The organism is Pseudorhizobium xiangyangii (genome assembly GCF_020531965.1).
GTDB classification, from domain to species: Bacteria; Pseudomonadota; Alphaproteobacteria; order Rhizobiales; family Rhizobiaceae; genus Neorhizobium; species Neorhizobium xiangyangii.
Genome location: NZ_JAJAWH010000009.1, coordinates 95,908 through 112,276, shown reverse-complemented (window position 1 = coordinate 112,276; position 16,369 = coordinate 95,908). Strand labels below are relative to the sequence as shown.

Sequence of the window (16,369 nt, the reverse complement as noted above, 5' to 3'; positions counted from 1 at the left end):
GCCCCGCAGCATGGCAGGAATGGACGGGACTGCTCCCTCTCACGTGAGGTCTTTCACCATCAAGATCCATTCCCCGGGCACGTCTGACCCCGGGAATGCGGTAAAGGGCCGCCTGTCCCACTCCCTGAAGCCAGCTTTCTGATAGAGGCCATAGGCTCTGGGATTAAAGCTGCCGACCATCAGCGTCAGACGATCCCTGTGTTGCGCACGCGCGATGCGTTCTGCCTCTGTCAGCAGGTCTTTTCCGAACCCTTTGCCCTGATGTTCCGGATAGATGGCGGCGGAGGAAATATAAAAGGTTCCGGCGGCCACGGCTTTCAATTCATTCAGCGGCTTCACGGCTTCGATGGCCGTTACCGGTCCAGACGGTTCGGGGATGACATAGCCGTTCAAGCCTCCGACGAGCCGACCCAGATGTTCGGCAACGCGCCAGTTCTTGAAGTGCGTAAAATGGCTCTCGTCGTTGCGGATGATGTTCCGGCCGACCTCGAAGGCGGATTGACCGGGAGTGGCCATTTGCCCCCACAGGAACGATGTCAGGCGGCGGGTCGCCATATCCGCGAGAAGAACGAGATGGGTGCAGTCCTCCGGGGTCGCGGATCGGAAGGCAATGGACTGAGGTGCAGGGGTCGAGAGCATGCGTTTTCCCTGGGTTCTACAGCGTCAGACAACAAAAACCCGCCGACCGGTGTGCGAGAGGACGAAAGATTCGTCAAGGTTGCGCCGTGTCTCCGCTCCCGGCGCTTTCGGCCAGGTGTTCGTCCGCTCGCCCTTTGCGGACATTCGCTGGTCCGTGTAGTCTCTGTTTCTGCTGCGGATGGAAACGAAAGGACCCGTGCAATGGCAAAAAACACGATCTGCCTATGGTACGACAGGGATGCCGAGGCCGCCGCCCGGTTCTATGCCGAAACCTTCCCCGACAGCTCGATGGGTGCCGTCATTCGTGCGCCCGGAGACTATCCGGATGGCAAGCAGGGGGATGTCCTGGTTGTTGAATTCACTGTTGCCGGTGTTGCTTGCATGGGCTTGAACGGCGGCCCCACGTTCAAGCATAACGAAGCGTTTTCATTCCAGATCGCAACTGACGACCAGGAAGAAACCGACCGCCTCTGGAACGCCATCGTCGGCAACGGCGGCCAGGAAAGCGACTGCGGCTGGTGCAAGGACAAGTGGGGCGTGTCCTGGCAGATCACGCCACGCGTCCTCACCGAAGCCCTTGCCGCAGGCGGCGATGAGGCAAAGCGTGCCTTTGGCGCCATGATGACAATGCAGAAGATTGACGTCGAGGTGATCAAGGCCGCTCGGCGCGGCAACTGAAGTGATCAGGGCGGACTGTTCATCAGCTTCGGCCCGATACGGCCAATTGCCCAAGGGCGGCTAAGACGACCGCCTTTTGGGCACGTGCGTCCAATTGATAGCCTGTCAGACTTAAATCATCTGAAACACACCGGTCCCCTCAAACCTCTGAAACGCTTCCACGCTCCGGCGCATGTTGGGGAGCATGTCAGGTAGAGCGTCCGGATGGACCCAGCCGACCGCCTTCGATTCATCATCCCCAACAACCGGCACCCCCTCGAAGTCATCGGTGTAGAACATCATGACAAAGAACTGGCAAACATCACCATTGGGAAAGGTGACTGTCTCGAACTGCGGATCGCTGCCGAAACCAAATGGCCGCAGGTTCCAGATGCGGATGCCGGTTTCCTCCATTGTCTCCCGGATGGCTACCGACTGGAGGTCCTCTCCTTCTTCAGCATTACCGCCTGGGATGCCCCAGACGTTGAAGTCGCTCCTATGCTGCATCAGCACGCACCCGTCGGATCGTCTGACAACGACTCGAGCACCCGGAACTAAAATGCAGCCTGACCCTACCTTCGCACGAAGTTTTCCAAGATAACTTTCTGAAAAGCTCAATGTCTCACCCCCGGCGATAGACCGCTAATCTTACTGCCGGGCCATTATGTACAGGATAACCAGAGGATCTTCTATCTGGGTTGGCGGTGTAACTTTCTTAAGCGTAGCCGGCTTATGCGAGCAACATACCGGCTCCCGATACGGTACGGCCCCCTAACCTACTTCCGCCCGATCAGGGCTTGCGCCGAAATGCGCCCGTAGATCGACAGCGCTCCGCCGATGGCACCGGTGAATGCGATAGCGAGATCCGCGAGGTCGCTCTGCACCTCCGGCGTCAGGTCCACCCCTGCCACCTGCAGCAGCGATGCGGCCACCGCGATGAGCGCGCCCCACACCGTCTTCGACCGATACCAGGTCTTTGATCCATCCATGGTCATTCTCCTAGGTTGAGACTGTTGCAATTGCCGGCAGCCCGAGGGGCACCGCCCGGCCGAGTTGCCGGACGCGGATCGTGAGGCTCGGCTGCGGCGCACCGAAATCGGTGAGTTCCTGTGCTTCGGTATAGACATGGCGCGGCTCGGCCAGATCGACCGTCCGCTTCGCTTCGGCACCGTCAAGGATCTCCAGCCGGTAACGCTCCTCCGGCTCGTCGAGCGGGATGTCTGCTGCGTCCCAGTCGTCAGCTTCGATGCGGCTGCGGCGGGTCCAGGAAAGGTGCCATCCGTCAGGTCGCCGCAGCCCACGCAGGTGCACCGGCGAAAGCGGCGTTTCCGCCCGCGTTCCGCCGGCAAAGGCGAATGGTCCTATACGGCCGCCCGATGCGGACGTGCCCTCGGCGACCCAGTTGAGGTTGCGGCCGCGTTCCTCGACCGTCAGCCCGAGTGCCACGACCGCCTCGTCCAGCAGCACGATCGGCGCGCCGGTGGCGGCACCAGCCATCATCGCGTCCTCGGTTCCAGCCAGGCCGCGCAGCAGGATCGAAAGCCGCCAGCGGTCCGGCGCGATCTCCTCTGCCTCCGCAAAGCCAAGCACTTCCCAGGCCCCGTTGGCGGCCCGGATGGCCAGCCTGTTTTCGCCAGCAAGAACGGCAGCGTGTGTCGCAGACGACAGCCCCCCGAAAAACAGGTCCAGTTCGATGGCCGTCCCCCGGTTGAACCGGCCGCTCACGCCCTTGGTCAGAGGACTTGTCAGACGGCCTGTCCGCGCCGGGCGATCGAGAGATGTCCGCAACGCGTATCCCTCGCTCGTCACGGACGATGACAAAAGTATCCGCTGCCAGGGGCGGCAGAAGACTGCCGCCCGCGCGAAGCTCTCCCCGCCGCCGGCGGAAAAGCGGGGCAGGTCCATAAAATGCACGATCGGCGCGAACGCATTCGACGCCGGTCCGCCGTTGCCCGGAACACCTGTCTCCCCGGTCGGTGCCGGCGGCGCGAGCACGGCGTGCTGCCGCGCTTCGATCCGTCGGACGCTGCCATCGTCGATGCGGTTGATGAGGAATGTCCCGGCCACGCCGGGCAGGCTGATCGGATCGCCGGGCTGCAGGTCGATTTCCGTCGGCGAGATCGCCAGAGTCAGGCTCCTCCGCGAAACCCTCAGGTCGCGCACCGCGGCCTCGGCCGCAGCCAATGCCGTCTCCTCCGCCAGAACCGCCGGAAGGTCGTAAGCAAGCACCCGCTGGCTCCCGGTGCGGGCCCGGCGTGAGCGGACGCTGGCCTGCTCGTAGTCGAGCGCCGGATTGTAGGAACCGAGCACGACCTCGGCGGCAAAATCGCTGTCATGGCCGCGCGTCTCCGACCACAGCGGTTCGCCTTCCATGTCCGCCAGAACGTCGACCAGCCGGGGCTCAAGGCTGGTGGCTCCGCGCGAGCGAAACCGCAACCGGCCCGCATCCTCGACCACATCCACCCGAAACACATCGAGCAGCGGCGTCAGAAGCGACCGCGCCGAGGTCACCTCCGCCTGAACATAGCCGGTGAGATCGCCCGTCACCTCGGAGGTGTCGAAATTCTCTATTCCGTGGTCGGTCAGGATTGCTCCAATCGCCTCAGCAAGCGTCGTCGCCCCCAGCCTGCCGTTCAGCCAGTGGCCGGCCCGCCAGTTTCCACCGTCGGACCAGATCGATCGGCTCACCGGAAACGCCGGATAGGGCCGCGCATCCCATGTCCACACAAAGACATGGTCCGCATCGACCGGCCCGCTCGCCGCAGCGGCCTGCCAATGCTCGTGATGAGCTGTGAGAAAGCGCCGCTGCATCGCATCGGACCGGCCACGGCTGGAGAAATGCGGCGCAGCACTTTCCGTCGACTTCGGATCGACGAAGACGTTCGGCTGGTTTCCCCCTTGTCGACGGCCGCGCACCCCAGTTCGGTAAACCAGATGCGCTTCAGGCCCGGAAGCCATGCCGTGGGCTCCACCTTCTCCACCCCGCCCACGCGGTCGTAATGCCGGTTCGACCACCAGCCGACGATATCCTTTGTACGAAAAACCCAGGGCTTGCCGGCGCCGTCTGTGATCGGCGAGCGAGTTCGATCCTTGCGGTCAGCCTCGCTCGCATAGTACCAGTCGAAACCTTCAGCGGCCGCGATCTGCGCGCGCATTGCCGCCTGCGCCAGCGTCCGGCGCTCTCGGCGTCGGTCACATCGACGGTCTCCGCATTGAACGCCAGCCGCCGCGACCGCAGTCCAGCCACCGTCACGTAGCTTGCTCCATCGCTGATCTTCAGCAGCAGGTCCTTGCCCTTCTGCGCCACCATGGTCATCCCCTTGTTCGAGAAGTGGAGCGCCTTGCAGCGCCGTGTTGCCAATCGAATGTTGCTTCCGCCGGCGGCTGCTTGCTGCTACGCGAGGAAAGCCCATCTCTTCCTCCCGAGTCTCCGCCCCGCATGAGCTTCCTCACCAGACGTTCCGCGCAGACAGTCGCCGTCCTTGCCGTGACGCAGCTCATCGGCTGGGGCACGACCTTCGAGACGCTCGGCGTCCTCGGACGAACGATCGCGCCGGATCTCGGTCTGCCGAACGAAGTCATCTTCGCCGGCCTGTCGGTCATGATGCTGGTCAGCGCGCTCGCAGGGCCCATTACCGGCCGGTGGCTCGACCGGTACGGCGCTGCGCGCGTGCTCGCAGCCGGCTCGATCCTCTTTGCGTTGGGGCTCCTGCTGCTTGCTTCCGCCGGCGGCATCGTCACCTATGTCGTTTCGTGGGTCGTGCTCGGTCTCGGCGGTGCACTCGGCCTCTCCGCCCCCGCCCATACCGCGGTCGTGGAGCGCGAAGGGGCGGCGGGCAAACGCTCCATCGCCATCCTGATGCTCTTCACCGGATTGTCCGTAACGATCTTCTGGCCGCTCCTCAGTCTCCTCAACGAGATGATCGGCTGGCGGATAACCTTCGCCGTCTGCGCCGGTCTCCAGATTTTAGTCTGCCTGCCTCTCTACCTGTTCGGCTTGCCAAAGCCGGCACCCGGCGAGAGGGAAAACAAGGCGAATGATGTGGCCCCCGTCGCCTTGTCCGCAGCCGAGAGACGCCTTGCGTTTCTTCTCGTTGCCGCAATCATGACGATCACCTCCTTCGTCACCTTCGGGCTCGCTCCCACGCTGCTCGAACTGCTGCAGAGGTCGGGAGCCTCGGCGGATTTCGCGCTGCAACTGGCAGCCGCGCGCGGTGTCATCGGCATCTCGGCACGGGGCATGGACATGTTGCTCGGGCGCCGTGGCAACCCGTTCCTGACCTCGATTGCCGGCTGCGGCATGATGCTTCTCGCCCTTGCCTGCCTTCTCCTTCTTCCGTCCTCGTCGGGCGCGCTGTGGGTCTTCATCCTGTTCTATGGCTTCGGCTCGGGCATTCTGGCGGTGGCACGGGCGCTTCTGCCGCTCGCACTCTTTTCGCCACGGGAATTCGGCCTGCAGTCGGCGCGGCTGTCACTGCCGCAAAATCTCGCCAATGCCGTGGCGCCGGTCGTCTTTACCGCGCTCCTCGACCGCCTCGGCCATGAGGCGGCTATCGCCGTTGCCGGGGTGCTGGGATGTCTCGCGCTTGCCGCCGCCGTCATGCTGCTCCGCTTGGTAAGGAGGGTGCGGACACGGGCAGACGCTACTCCGTAACCGCCCGGAACTGCAGCTCGGCACTGAACAGCCTGCTCTTCGGCTGTCGCCTCGTCCGGGTCCGGATATGCGTCAGGTTCACGAGTTCATGGCTTGCCAGAACCAGTGGCGCATCGTGCAGCAGAACCTGCACGCGATCGGCGATCGCATCCGCCTCGCGCCGCCCCTCCGCGTCGGACCAGACTTCCAGCGTCAGCCGATGCTCTTCTCCCGCCTCCGTCGCAGTCGAATAATCCCGCGTCTCCATATCGCCAAAGACGATGCACGGCAGGGCAGGACGCGGCAGCAGCCGGTCGCGGACACCGGCCGGCCCGATCAGGTCGGCAAGGTCTGCATCGCCGGTGAGCCGCGTATGGATCGCGGCCAGAAGTGCATTCGCAGCGCTCATCGTGCCGCCTCCTCGCACCGGCAGACGAGATAGCGCCGCGTCTCGTCCGGATCGCGCACCAGCTTGACGGCGAAGACGCGCCCGCCTTTGCGGAACCGTTGCCCGGCGGCAATATCCTCCCGGAACCGCACCCAGATGCGGTGCGTGACCGTTCCCGTCTCGGCCGATCCTTCCTCACCGATCACCGTCGATACCGGCTCGACCCTGGCCCACATCGATGCGGCGATTGACCATGTCCTGCTCACGCCGCCCTGCCCGTCCGGCACGCTGTCGGCAGCCTCCAGGTCGAGCCGCACCGTCATCTGGCCGGGATCGAAGAAGGTCACCATCAGAGCCTCCGCATCCGGAAGGGCGCGATCAACCGCTCGTAGCCATCGGGAATTCCGGCCGGCTGCTGGTCGGGCGAGATGACGCCGCGAAACGCGAACATGTGGCCGACATGGATCAGCATCGCCCGCTTCAGCGTGTCCGGCACATCCGTCCCGGCCTCGCCGTAGCCGGCCGAAAAGTCGATCTCGATACCGTTCATCGACCGGCCGGACGACAGGGGATCCCGGAGCCACAGCCGGGCCGGACGCCCCGCGCCGTCAAGCAGATGGTCTTCAAGTGACACTTCAAGCGGAAGCCCGTCCTCGCCATAAACCGTAACGGTTTGAATCGCTTGCACCGGAGACTTCGCAATGCGGATGACGCCGTCGCTCGGCCAGTCGTCGAGATGAAGCCGCCACGACTGCGCCAGCAGGCACAGCCCCGTCTCGCGCTCGCGCACGCCCGCCCGGTCGACCACGAGATAGCCGGCACGGAAATCGCCAAAGGCCAGTGCGTAGGCATTCGCCCCCACATCCGGCATCTCCTCCGCCTCTGCAATCGGGAAGCCCATCAACGAAGCCGGCTGGCCCGCGGTTGCCGGCGGGCGCCACAGGTAATTTCCATCGGCATCCTTGAACTTGCGCACGTCGCCTTGCGTCTTGCGGTTCATCATGAACGTGCCGTTCTGGCGGTGGCCGGCCTTCAGCGCATAGATGATGTCCACCAGCGTGTCGGAGGGACCGGCGGCCTTCCAGTCACCGGCGACGCCGGTTGCGACATAGCCCAGGTTACCCCAGGTCCAGGTTGCGTCCGCCACCGCCGCATAGGTCAGGAAGCCCTTCGGCTTGTTGATGCCATCGCCGCGGATGAAGGCATCCCCCTCCTGCTCGGCGAAAACGATGTCCACCTCGCCGGCAATCCACGCCTCGATGTCCACCGCCGCGTCATCGAGCAAGCCTTGAGTTGCTGCCGGCATGGCATAGAGTTCCATGGTCGGGAAGGAGAGTTCCGCAAGCTGCGGCGTCGCAGTCTGCGGCCGCGCCGCCGTTTCCGCCACCCAGCCCGTGGCAAGGCCGGATGCCGCAAACGGCTTCTTCAGGACGGCGGTCGATACAGTCCTCACCGTCGAGAGCGCCCGCATCGGCGAGACGACCGAGATGCGGCGGCCGATCTCGTTGTCGGTCTCGGACGGCACCAGATAGCCGCCATCCGCGCCGGTCCCGCCGGAAAAGGCCTTGGCCTCCAGTTCGCGCAGGCCCTGGTCGTCGCCACGGCGCACATAGGCGTCGAAGGCAGACTTGTGCTCCTCGGCTTCCGGCGACAATTGGCCGGACGCCGATCCGAGCGGCGGGCGCGCCTTCTTCAGCACCAGGTGGTCGAGCACCTTCTTCTGGTCGTCCACCGCCCGGTTGATGCGGTCCATCTTATCGCGCGTCACGACATCCGAAGTCAGTTTCTGCTCGATCTCGCCGAGCCGGCGGTCGTTCACGTCCTTGAACGCCTCGAACGCCTCCATGAATTCCTCGAAGGCCACCGTTACCGTGTCCGGCAGAGCCTTCACCTCGGGCGCCGTCGTCATCTGATCCGTCATGTCGCTTTTCCTTTGAAGCTGGGTTTCAACATCGTCTTCGCCGCCCGCCGCATGTGGCGGACAAGCTCTGTCTCCCGGTCGCGGAAGAACCGCGCATGCTTGATGTCGGAGACGCGCGCCGAGGGCAGCATGGGGAAGGTCACCACCGAGATCTCCCAGAGATCGGCCTCGAGCACGCGGCGCACGCCGGTCTTGGCGTCTGTGCGTGCCTTGACGGTCCTGAACCCGATGGACAGTCCGTCGAGCGCACCCGACTTCATCAGCGAGAAGACTTCTCGCGCCCTCCCCACACCGGGCGACAGCACCCCCTCGACGTAGAGCCCGCGGGCATCCTCCCGGATCGTCGTCCAGGCGCCGATCGGCTCGGCCGGATCGTGCTGGTAAAGCATGCGCACGCCACGGGCGCCGCGTTCGACGAGCGAATTCATGAAAGCGCCGCGCTCTATGCGGTCCTTGCCGAGATCGATCTCGCCGAAGACGCTGGCATAGCCGCTGAACGTCCCGTCACCGGCAATCCCGGCCAGTTCCAGATTGGCGAATTTGCGCCCGCTGGGACGCAAGCCCCGGGGCATGACGGGGCGCTGCCCGCGATAAGCGTGCATGAAAATCTCCTGCAATGTCTTTGAAACGCCGCTCCCGCGTGCGGGCCGGGAGCGCATATTCTTTCAGCAGCGGGCCGCGAGCTACCCCACCCTTCGCCCATACCGCGCGGCCACACGCACCAGCGCACCCAGCACCCACCAGGCTGAAAGGCTGGCGGCGGCTGATCCGGTGAGCATGATTTCCGTGCCGGAAAGCCGGTGGGCGATTTCCATCTGCTCGGCGAGCCAAAGCCCCACCGGACCGCCGAAGATCAAGCCGCAGCAGAGGCCGGTGAAAAAGCGGCTCGCCGCCTCGCGCCTGCTCTTCGGAAGGAGGTAGATCAGCGATACGCCGGCGCCCGCCGCCGCACCGGCCGCCTTCGCCGCCAGTACGCCCGGCAGGAAGGAAGCCTCGTTGCCAAGGTCAGCCATTGTTAATATCTCTTGATTAGAATGATCACACAGACGGCCGATCGCCGCCGTGCCGCCCCGGAAGGCGATTGCCGATTCATCTGAATCGCTTACGCCGCAATGCTCCCAAATTGAGTCCGGTCCTTCAGAAATCGGTTCAGCGACCTTCGGGATTGAATCAAGTTGCTGAGATGCCGATTGAAGACGCTCGCCGGCTTGCTTCGGCATGATCGCCAAGCCTTTTCGCGGCCTTGCCTTTTTGCCTCAATAGCCCACCGCCTGCCGCTTTTCCTCTTCGCTCAGGAATTCCGCCGCCCCTACCCGCGCCCACAGCGCATCGCGCTCGGCGGAAAGCCCCGCAATGCGGTCGAGATCCGGCTCCAGCCGGATCGCTTCGCCATGGGTACCCGATAGCCACGCCGAAAGGCTCGCGGCCGTCCGCGTCAGAAGCGGCACCACGGTCAGCCGGTAGAAGGCGCGGTTCGCCTCCTGGTAGTTCGCGTAGGTGTTGTCGCCGGGAATGCCGATCAGCATGGGCGGCACGCCGAGCGCCAGCGCGATGTCACGGGCGGCGGCGTTCTTCGCCTCGATGAAGTCCATGTCCCTGGGCGAAAATCCCATCGATTTCCAGTCGAGCCCGCCCTCCAGCAGCAGCGGCCGCCCGGCATTGACGGCGCCGGAATAGCCGGCCTCCAGCTCCTGCTTCAGCCGCTCGTACTGGTCGACGGAAAGGTTGCCGCCGTCCTTCGGCTGATAGACCAGCGCACCGGAAGGCCGCGCCGAATTGTCGAGCAGCGCCTTGTTCCATTCGCCCGCCGCGTTGTGCAGGTCGAGTGCCGCACCGGCGGCCCCGAGCGGCGGAAATCCCAGATGATCGTCGAGCGGGTGGAAGAGCTTCAGATGCAGCAGCGAAAGGCTCCCCTCTCCGTCCGTATCCACAGGCAAGCGCCGTGTCACATTGCCGGCGCGGTGGTCATAGGCCGCAATCCAGCCGTCCCTGCCTTCCACCACGCTCACCCGGTCGGGGCGCAGCAGATGCAGCTCGCGCACGGCATTGCCGATTGCCAGCGGCTCCACATAGGCATTGCCGGAGAGAAGCAGGTGCCCGTACAGCGTCTCGAAGAAATCCGGTCCCGCCTGCCGGCCGTTCGGCTGCGCCAGAAGTGCCAGCGCAGGATGCTCGGTCAGTTCCGTCTCCCCGTCATAACCGAGCCAGGGCACGGAAGCGGCCGCCTCGGCCACCAGCCGTACCGCCCGGTGCGCAATCGGGTTCTTCATGAAGCCGGCGCGGGAAAGAGCGCCGTACGACCGGCCGGACCAGCGTGCCGCGCCATCGCCGGCCACGATCGCAAATCCGCCTGCCGCCTTCGCTTCCGTCGACCGGTTCGCGGACACGGCTGTTCGCCCGCCGGTGGTCGCCCACGGCAGCCTGAATGGAGATTTCATGATTGTCACCCTGCTCCAGATCCACTTTGATCGCTTGAGACATGCGCCGCTCGCTTGGCGAACCCGGCCCAGGCCTGATCGTCAGGTTTAACTCATCCGGCGGAAAGGCTTGCCACGAACCCTCACCCGGTCGATGCGCTAGTTGGCGGTCTGCATCTCGGCGGTGATCCGGTCCCAGCCCACGAAGATCTGGTCGTCGGTATCCTTTTCGATCAGCCCCGCGTCGAGCAGGGCGAAGACATCCGCATGAACGCTGCGATAGTCGCGCTCGAGTGCCTGCGACAGGCGGCAGATCGAGGTCGCCCCCTCCGCCTTCAGCGCCCGAAGCAGATGCCAGCGGCTCGGCGTCAGCACCTTCAGCAGCAGGTCCATGCTCTCGAAGGCGATTTCTCCGGACTGCTGTTGGGGATCGCCACCATTGATCCGCCTGCCCGCCGCAGCGGCGCGGTGCAGGAAACCGTCCATGTCCGATACGTGAAGCCGCACTTCGCTCATGTCATTCCTCCCGAGAGATCTGCCTTCGGTCGTCGACGATCCGCTCTCCCGTGCGGACGAGGACTGCGAATATTCCGTTCCATGTTATACGGGTCATGCGAATGCTATTGGCACGGCCCGGCAGTTGCCGAACCTTCTGGATGATCGTCTCGTCCGGCGTCGCGCGCTGCGGCTGAGGGACTCAAGGATCGCCCAGGTCATCGAGATCAAAAATAGCATAGGGTGCCGGGGGCAGCAATTATTCCAGCGCGAACCGGAACGCCCGCCCGTAACCCGCCACCATTTCGGCCCTGTCCGTGCCGTTGATGATTTTTCGCGCGCCCGCCCAGTCCTCGCGGCCGCGCTCGAAATAGTCGTCGAGGCACCGGCCGGTGAAACTGCCGCCCCGCATGCCCTCGATCAGGATCACTACTGCGACATCCATCTCCATCGCACGGCCGGGGTCCGCCACCAGGTCCATGCCCGTCACCGCCGACATCGCCTCGTAGTTCCGCCGGTGGGTCAGCTGCACCAGGCCACGGCCGAGCCAGCTTTTTCCGTCCGCATCGGGCCGCCAGTACGGTGTCCTTACCGCCTTCAGCCGGCCCGCCGCGAAGGCCGCTTCCAGCTTGCGGATCGCCAGCGCATCCGTCGCGGCAAGCGTCTCGCGCACCGGCTGCATGGTCGCCGCCGTCTCGTGGAACGCCGTTGCCAGCACGTAGGCAAGCTGGCTCGATTTGCCTCCGCCTGTCCTGGCCTGCCAGACATCGAGAACCGCGGAAAGGCCCTCGACCTGCGCCTGGCGAAGCCGCCCGCCGAACAGGGTGCGGCGCGCCCGGGAGTAGAATTGCCCCCGTTCTACCTCATTCGAAACCATACGCATTAACCTCTTCGACGTAAGGCCCCAAGTTTCAATCGGTTTAAGAAAACTAAATCGTTTTAATCCCTTAGCGCGCGATTTACATTTCATTCACGCTGTGGAACCAACTGCGTCACCGGACGTTTCGGTCGGCCTTTTGATATGGAGAGATCATGATGATGCACCCGCAAGTCCCGGCCCAGCAGCCCAAGCAGCTGCAGATCCCCCAGCATGTCCTCGACCGCCTGGAAGACGAGTGGCGGCAGATGCGCGACAACGCCGCGCCACAGCCGCGCCTTCAGGCAGCCGAATAAGTTCTCTAAATTCCACGCACGCGCGGCTCTCCCTGCCCTTCGAGGACGAGAGCCGTCAGCGCCCAGACCAGCGCATCCAGCCGGTCGGGCGAGCGGCCTGAGGAAAGCCCTTCCGGCCCGAAGTCGCACATCTGGTCCTCGAGTTCCATGAACCGTCCCGCGTGCACGACACGCCGCTGCTCGTAGAGCGCGGCGACCGGCTCCGCCCTCAGGAATTTCCCACGCGTCGCCCTGACCAGCGTCAGCGGCAGCACCGTATCGACGCTTCTCAGCATCGCCGCCACCATCTCGCCGCCCTGGTTCGCCTCGGCCACCACCCGGTCGGCCGAAAACCGTTGATAGGCGCGTACCACCGCGTTTGCCCAGCCGGCGGGCGACTTGCCCGTCACCGAGCAATCCGCCAGCACCACGGCCCGTCCGGTTGCCTCCAGCCCGGCCACGACGATGCCGCAGCAGGAGTGCTCGCCCGAACCCGAAGGCGGGTCGACCGCCACGACGATCCGCCGCAGCGCTTCGGAGACCCGCACCGTGCAGGCCTCGATCTCGCCGCGCGTCCACAGCGCATCCTCGCGGTCCGATCAGTTCGCCGTCGATCTCCTGCCGACCGAGCCTTGTCCCGCCGTAGCGCTTCTGAAGCTCGGCGATGAAGCCCGGTGCCAGGTTCCCGGCATTGGCGCGCGTCTCGATGCGCACCAGCCGCGTGCCTGCGTCGGCGATCAGCCGCTTCAGGAGCGGAACCGGTCGCGGGGTCGTGGTGACCAGCTGGCGCGGATCCGCCCCCAGCCGCAGGCCGAACTGCAGCATGTCGAACGTCTCCTCCGCATGCTTCCATTTCGCCAGCTCGTCGCACCAGGCATAGTGGAACTGCGGCCCGCGCAGGCTTTCGGGATCTTCCGACGAGAAGATCTGCGCCACCGCGCCGTTCGGCCAGACAAGCCTGCGGCGCGACATCTCGAAATCCGGCCTTCTCGTCCGGGCGATCCGGCAGATGCCGGAAACGCCGTCCACCATCACTTCACGCGCCTCGCCCAGCGTCTCGGCCACCAGCGCGATCCTGAGACCGGAACGCTCACCGGTCGAAGCCAGCGCATGCACCCATTCCGAACCCGCCCGCGTCTTGCCGGAACCGCGCCCGCCCATGATCAGCCATGTGCGCCAGTCGCCCTCCGGCGGCTTCTGTTCGCGGCGCCCCCCGAAAGTCCAGTCGCGGTCGAGACCAGGGACAAACCCGGCAAGCATGTCGCCCACTCGGTCGCCTACACAGGGGACGCTCCCATGCATGGACGACGAGGGCTGCGGCATGGCGGTCTCCCCCTCGACGGTTGAGACCGGAGCGAGCGTATCCTGCACCCCCGCTTCCCGCACACCCGTATCCTGACGCCCGATCGCATTGCCCAACGCCACGCCCTCATCGAGGGCCTGAACCTTGGCTTCACGCGCCGCGGCAATCTTCGCCAGGGTCCGGCCCGTTCGCTTGGAAACCATCGCCGCCTTGTCCGCCACCGTTTCTGCTGCCCGCTTTATCGTGCGCCGGCTGGGTGGCCTCGCGTTCCAGCCGGTCCGCAACCCAGGCCGGTGGGCCATCGCGTTTCCATATTGCGTAAAGACGGAAGCCCTCTTCATGCGCGCGGTCCTTGATCATCCCGACGAAGCGGTCCCTTGCCGCCCCGTATCCACCGGCCTCCGCCACCCGTTCCGCCTCGTCCTCGCGATCGCGGGCAAGCTGGCGCTGCAGGCTGTCGACCTTTTCGAGCGTGCGCACGATCAGCGACATGGCATCCGTCGCCGCCTTGATATCGGCGCGCGCAAGTTTCTGCGCCGCATCGTCGCCACCCTCGAGCAGCAGTTCGGCCGCTGTCCGCATCTTGCGGAAGGCGGCAAACTGCTCGCGTATCTCCATCGTCATCTCGTTCAGAAGCTGGCGCAGCTCGTCGGCCGGCGAGACAGACAAGGCCTCAACCGACTTGGTTTCCAGCACCACCGTCCGCACCACATCGGCGAGAGGATCAGCCTCAGGCAAAGCCGTGGCATAGGAAGGCGCCGCCTCCCAGCAACCGAACAGGCTGACGTCCGCCAGCGCGGGATCGAACGGCTCGCCGGCCGTCTCGAAAGCATCGGAAATGATCATGAAACATCCTCGCAAGGCCGTCGGTTCGGCATGCGCTCATCCAGCGGCGCAAACCGCAGGATGCGTAAAACAGAGAGGTTCAGTGAAAGTCGTGCTCCCCGAAACGGGGCTAAATACTCTGTCGGTACCTAGTCCGACATTTCGTCGCAATCGTTCGACAGGTTGAGCCTGATAGACTGGCCGGCAGCGTAAGAGCGCGCAAACTCCTCGTTCGAGAATGCCACCTCACACGTATTGTCATCCTCGGTGACGCGAACGAGGTATTCGCCGTTCGCGGAGACGATTTCGACAGACGACCGGGTCATGACTGCTCCCCCTCAGCTGGCGGCAAAACTGGCAAAAAAACCAATAGCCACATCGGAAAATGCAATGATATCCGAAGGATACATTTGGCCCGTTATCGGTCAATATGCAAAATCTTGCAGTTCGCACCTGCTATCTTCGCGCCGCGCATCACATGGTCCGACCCTACAGGGCAGCGGCACAGGCTTGCGTTTTGTCAAAAATGCTTTGGTATCAGAACCTTGCCGGCCAGCCGACTGGTTTGACGCCGCACCGAAGACCACGCAAACGCATCGGTCAGACCCGGATAAAAAGCCCGACATAAAAAAAGCCCGACGCAGGGGCCGGGCCAGCTTTGACTGGAAGATCTGCCAATCCGGCGTCCCGCCGGTCACAGATCTTCGACTATGCCTGAACCCTATCAGACGACCGTAACGCCGTCAAGGATTAAATTCCTATCTCGGCATTTTACGCACCGTGTTCGCCGGCACCGTTTTGACATCCTGGCTGGACCCCTTCCCTAGCCGCCCTAAATGCCGCCCCCTTCGACCCGGCACCCTTTGCCGCAAAAAGGTCGAGCGCATTGAAAGGCAGGCAGAGAGATGGTCAATCCGGTGCAGGACGCGGCAGCGCTGAAGGCAATCCTCGACGAGGTGGTCAAAGAGGTTCGCGAGGCTGCCCCCGGCATTCGTGACCAGGCGGTCGCGGAGGCTGAGGAGCACGGCAGACCTGCGCCGGCCAAGGCGGATTTCGAGACGTTCGGCATCGCCGTCCACACCCGCACCGGCGAACTCGTCGCATCAGGAAATGCCGGCGTCAGCTTTCCCATCCAGTCGATCTCAAAGGTCTTCGCGCTCGAAGTGGCTTTGGAGGCAATCGGCGAGAAGCTCTGGAAGCGCATCGGCCGCGAACCGTCCGGCGATCCCTTCAACTCGATCATCGACCTCGAGCGCGACAAGGGCATTCCCCGCAATCCCTTCATCAATGCGGGCGCGCTCGTCGTCTGCGACATCCTCGTCGGCCTTGGCGGCAAGGCCGGGCCCAATCGCCATGTGGTGCGCCTGCTTGAAAAGCTGCTGGAGGACAGCACGCTCGATTTCGATCCCCGCGTCATGGACAGCAACCGCACCGGCGGCGATCTCAACCGGTCGCTGATGTTCATGGCCAGCCACTACGGCAACCTCAGGCACCCGGTGGACAAGGTCATGGAAGCCTATATCCACCAGTGCGCCATCACGCTCGATTGCCGGGGCCTTGCCAGGGCCGGCCGCTTCCTCATGCTCGATGATCCCGACGATGCGGACGAGGTCACCGTGGCGGCGGCCCGGCGGGCGCGCCGCATCCTCGCCGTCATGATGCTCTGCGGCCAGTACGACGGTTCGGGAGACTTCGCCTATCGCGTCGGCCTGCCGGCCAAATCCGGCGTCGGCGGCGGCATCCTTGCCGTCGCGCCGCACCGCGCCTCGATCGCCGTCTGGTCTCCGGCGCTGGATCCGATGGGCAACAGCTGGCTCGGCACGCTCGGCCTCGAACTCCTGACAAAGAAGACCGACTGGTCGGTCTTCGGCCGCGCCCGGCGATGAAAGCCGACCAGGATCATGAAAAGCGTGAACCGCCAGTAATCAACAGCGGAGGC

Annotated in this window: 18 protein-coding genes and 4 pseudogenes; 4 read left to right on the top strand and 18 right to left on the bottom strand. The window is 64.5% G+C overall.

Features of this window, described 5'->3' with window-relative positions; genetic code table 11:
* Window positions 1–39: 39 nt before the first annotated feature.
* Complete coding sequence (locus tag LH464_RS10145) at window positions 40–639, bottom strand: GNAT family N-acetyltransferase (RefSeq protein WP_226786259.1); 600 nt, start codon at window positions 637–639, stop codon at window positions 40–42.
* A 201-nt stretch (window positions 640–840) separates the two neighbouring features.
* Here LH464_RS10145 and LH464_RS10140 point away from each other — a divergent pair, with 201 nt between their 5' ends.
* Window positions 841–1,317, top strand: a complete 477-nt coding sequence (locus LH464_RS10140; protein WP_226786258.1) for a VOC family protein — start codon at window positions 841–843, stop codon at window positions 1,315–1,317.
* Window positions 1,318–1,428: 111 nt separating this feature from the next.
* On the opposite strand, the gene LH464_RS10135 is transcribed toward LH464_RS10140, so the two are convergent.
* The 5 genes and pseudogenes from LH464_RS10135 to LH464_RS24830 all read right to left on the bottom strand — a co-directional run.
* Window positions 1,429–1,914, bottom strand: coding sequence for an NUDIX domain-containing protein (locus tag LH464_RS10135; RefSeq protein WP_226786257.1), 486 nt, complete (start codon window positions 1,912–1,914; stop codon window positions 1,429–1,431).
* Between the two features lie 158 nt (window positions 1,915–2,072).
* Entirely contained in the window at window positions 2,073–2,285 is a 213-nt protein-coding gene (locus LH464_RS10130; protein WP_226786256.1) for a hypothetical protein, read from the bottom strand.
* Window positions 2,286–2,295: 10 nt separating this feature from the next.
* Window positions 2,296–3,201, bottom strand: coding sequence for a GTA baseplate fiber-binding domain-containing protein (locus tag LH464_RS24995; RefSeq protein WP_449301440.1), 906 nt, complete (start codon window positions 3,199–3,201; stop codon window positions 2,296–2,298).
* 186 nt (window positions 3,202–3,387) lie between these two features.
* Window positions 3,388–4,451 (bottom strand): annotated as a pseudogene (locus tag LH464_RS24990) (baseplate megatron protein TIM-barrel domain-containing protein); the annotation flags it as partial.
* Between the two features lie 5 nt (window positions 4,452–4,456).
* A pseudogene (locus tag LH464_RS24830) lies at window positions 4,457–4,606 on the bottom strand (phage major tail protein, TP901-1 family); the annotation flags it as partial.
* Between the two features lie 129 nt (window positions 4,607–4,735).
* Here LH464_RS24830 and LH464_RS10110 point away from each other — a divergent pair.
* Complete coding sequence (locus LH464_RS10110; RefSeq protein WP_226786255.1) at window positions 4,736–5,950, top strand: MFS transporter; 1,215 nt, start codon at window positions 4,736–4,738, stop codon at window positions 5,948–5,950.
* On the opposite strand, the gene LH464_RS10105 is transcribed toward LH464_RS10110, so the two are convergent.
* The 9 genes and pseudogenes from LH464_RS10105 to LH464_RS10065 form a co-directional block, all read right to left on the bottom strand.
* Complete coding sequence (locus LH464_RS10105) at window positions 5,940–6,338, bottom strand: DUF3168 domain-containing protein (RefSeq protein ID WP_226786254.1); 399 nt, start codon at window positions 6,336–6,338, stop codon at window positions 5,940–5,942. The two genes, LH464_RS10110 and LH464_RS10105, sit on opposite strands and share 11 nt — an antisense overlap.
* Entirely contained in the window at window positions 6,335–6,667 is a 333-nt protein-coding gene (locus tag LH464_RS10100; protein ID WP_226786253.1) for a phage head closure protein, read from the bottom strand. Before LH464_RS10100 ends, LH464_RS10105 begins: the two co-directional genes overlap by 4 nt.
* Window positions 6,667–7,107 carry a head-tail connector protein gene (locus LH464_RS10095; protein ID WP_226786340.1) on the bottom strand — a complete coding sequence of 147 codons (441 nt, stop codon included), beginning with the start codon at window positions 7,105–7,107 and terminating at the stop codon, window positions 6,667–6,669. The genes LH464_RS10100 and LH464_RS10095 overlap by 1 nt, the downstream gene beginning before the upstream one ends.
* Window positions 7,102–8,238, bottom strand: a pseudogene (locus LH464_RS10090) (phage major capsid protein); the annotation flags it as partial. The pseudogene LH464_RS10090 and the gene LH464_RS10095, both read right to left, overlap by 6 nt.
* Complete coding sequence (locus tag LH464_RS10085; RefSeq protein WP_226786252.1) at window positions 8,235–8,840, bottom strand: HK97 family phage prohead protease; 606 nt, start codon at window positions 8,838–8,840, stop codon at window positions 8,235–8,237. The gene LH464_RS10085 and the pseudogene LH464_RS10090, both read right to left, overlap by 4 nt.
* Before the next feature lie 81 nt (window positions 8,841–8,921).
* Window positions 8,922–9,251: a DUF6107 family protein gene (locus tag LH464_RS10080; RefSeq protein ID WP_226786251.1), complete on the bottom strand. Its 330-nt coding sequence runs from the start codon at window positions 9,249–9,251 to the stop codon at window positions 8,922–8,924.
* A gap of 243 nt (window positions 9,252–9,494) precedes the next feature.
* Window positions 9,495–10,676 (bottom strand): phage portal protein, encoded by a 1,182-nt coding sequence (locus LH464_RS10075; RefSeq protein WP_226786250.1) that lies wholly within the window; start codon window positions 10,674–10,676, stop codon window positions 9,495–9,497.
* 138 nt (window positions 10,677–10,814) lie between these two features.
* Complete coding sequence (locus LH464_RS10070) at window positions 10,815–11,171, bottom strand: HVO_A0114 family putative DNA-binding protein (protein ID WP_226786249.1); 357 nt, start codon at window positions 11,169–11,171, stop codon at window positions 10,815–10,817.
* 238 nt (window positions 11,172–11,409) lie between these two features.
* Complete coding sequence (locus LH464_RS10065) at window positions 11,410–12,033, bottom strand: hypothetical protein (protein WP_390624961.1); 624 nt, start codon at window positions 12,031–12,033, stop codon at window positions 11,410–11,412.
* A 149-nt stretch (window positions 12,034–12,182) separates the two neighbouring features.
* Between LH464_RS10065 and LH464_RS10060 the strand changes: the two genes are divergently transcribed.
* Window positions 12,183–12,323: a hypothetical protein gene (locus tag LH464_RS10060; protein WP_226786248.1), complete on the top strand. Its 141-nt coding sequence runs from the start codon at window positions 12,183–12,185 to the stop codon at window positions 12,321–12,323.
* Between the two features lie 5 nt (window positions 12,324–12,328).
* On the opposite strand, the pseudogene LH464_RS10055 reads toward LH464_RS10060, so the two are convergent.
* The 3 genes and pseudogenes from LH464_RS10055 to LH464_RS10045 all read right to left on the bottom strand — a co-directional run bounded on the left by LH464_RS10055 (window position 12,329) and on the right by LH464_RS10045 (window position 14,756).
* Window positions 12,329–13,562 (bottom strand): annotated as a pseudogene (locus tag LH464_RS10055) (DNA-packaging protein).
* Window positions 13,563–13,755: 193 nt separating this feature from the next.
* Complete coding sequence (locus LH464_RS10050) at window positions 13,756–14,451, bottom strand: hypothetical protein (protein ID WP_226786247.1); 696 nt, start codon at window positions 14,449–14,451, stop codon at window positions 13,756–13,758.
* Window positions 14,452–14,579: 128 nt separating this feature from the next.
* Entirely contained in the window at window positions 14,580–14,756 is a 177-nt protein-coding gene (locus LH464_RS10045) for a hypothetical protein (RefSeq protein ID WP_226786246.1), read from the bottom strand.
* 579 nt (window positions 14,757–15,335) lie between these two features.
* Here LH464_RS10045 and glsA point away from each other — a divergent pair.
* Window positions 15,336–16,316 carry a glutaminase A gene (gene glsA / locus LH464_RS10040; protein ID WP_226786245.1) on the top strand — a complete coding sequence of 327 codons (981 nt, stop codon included), beginning with the start codon at window positions 15,336–15,338 and terminating at the stop codon, window positions 16,314–16,316.
* Window positions 16,317–16,369 lie beyond the last annotated feature (53 nt).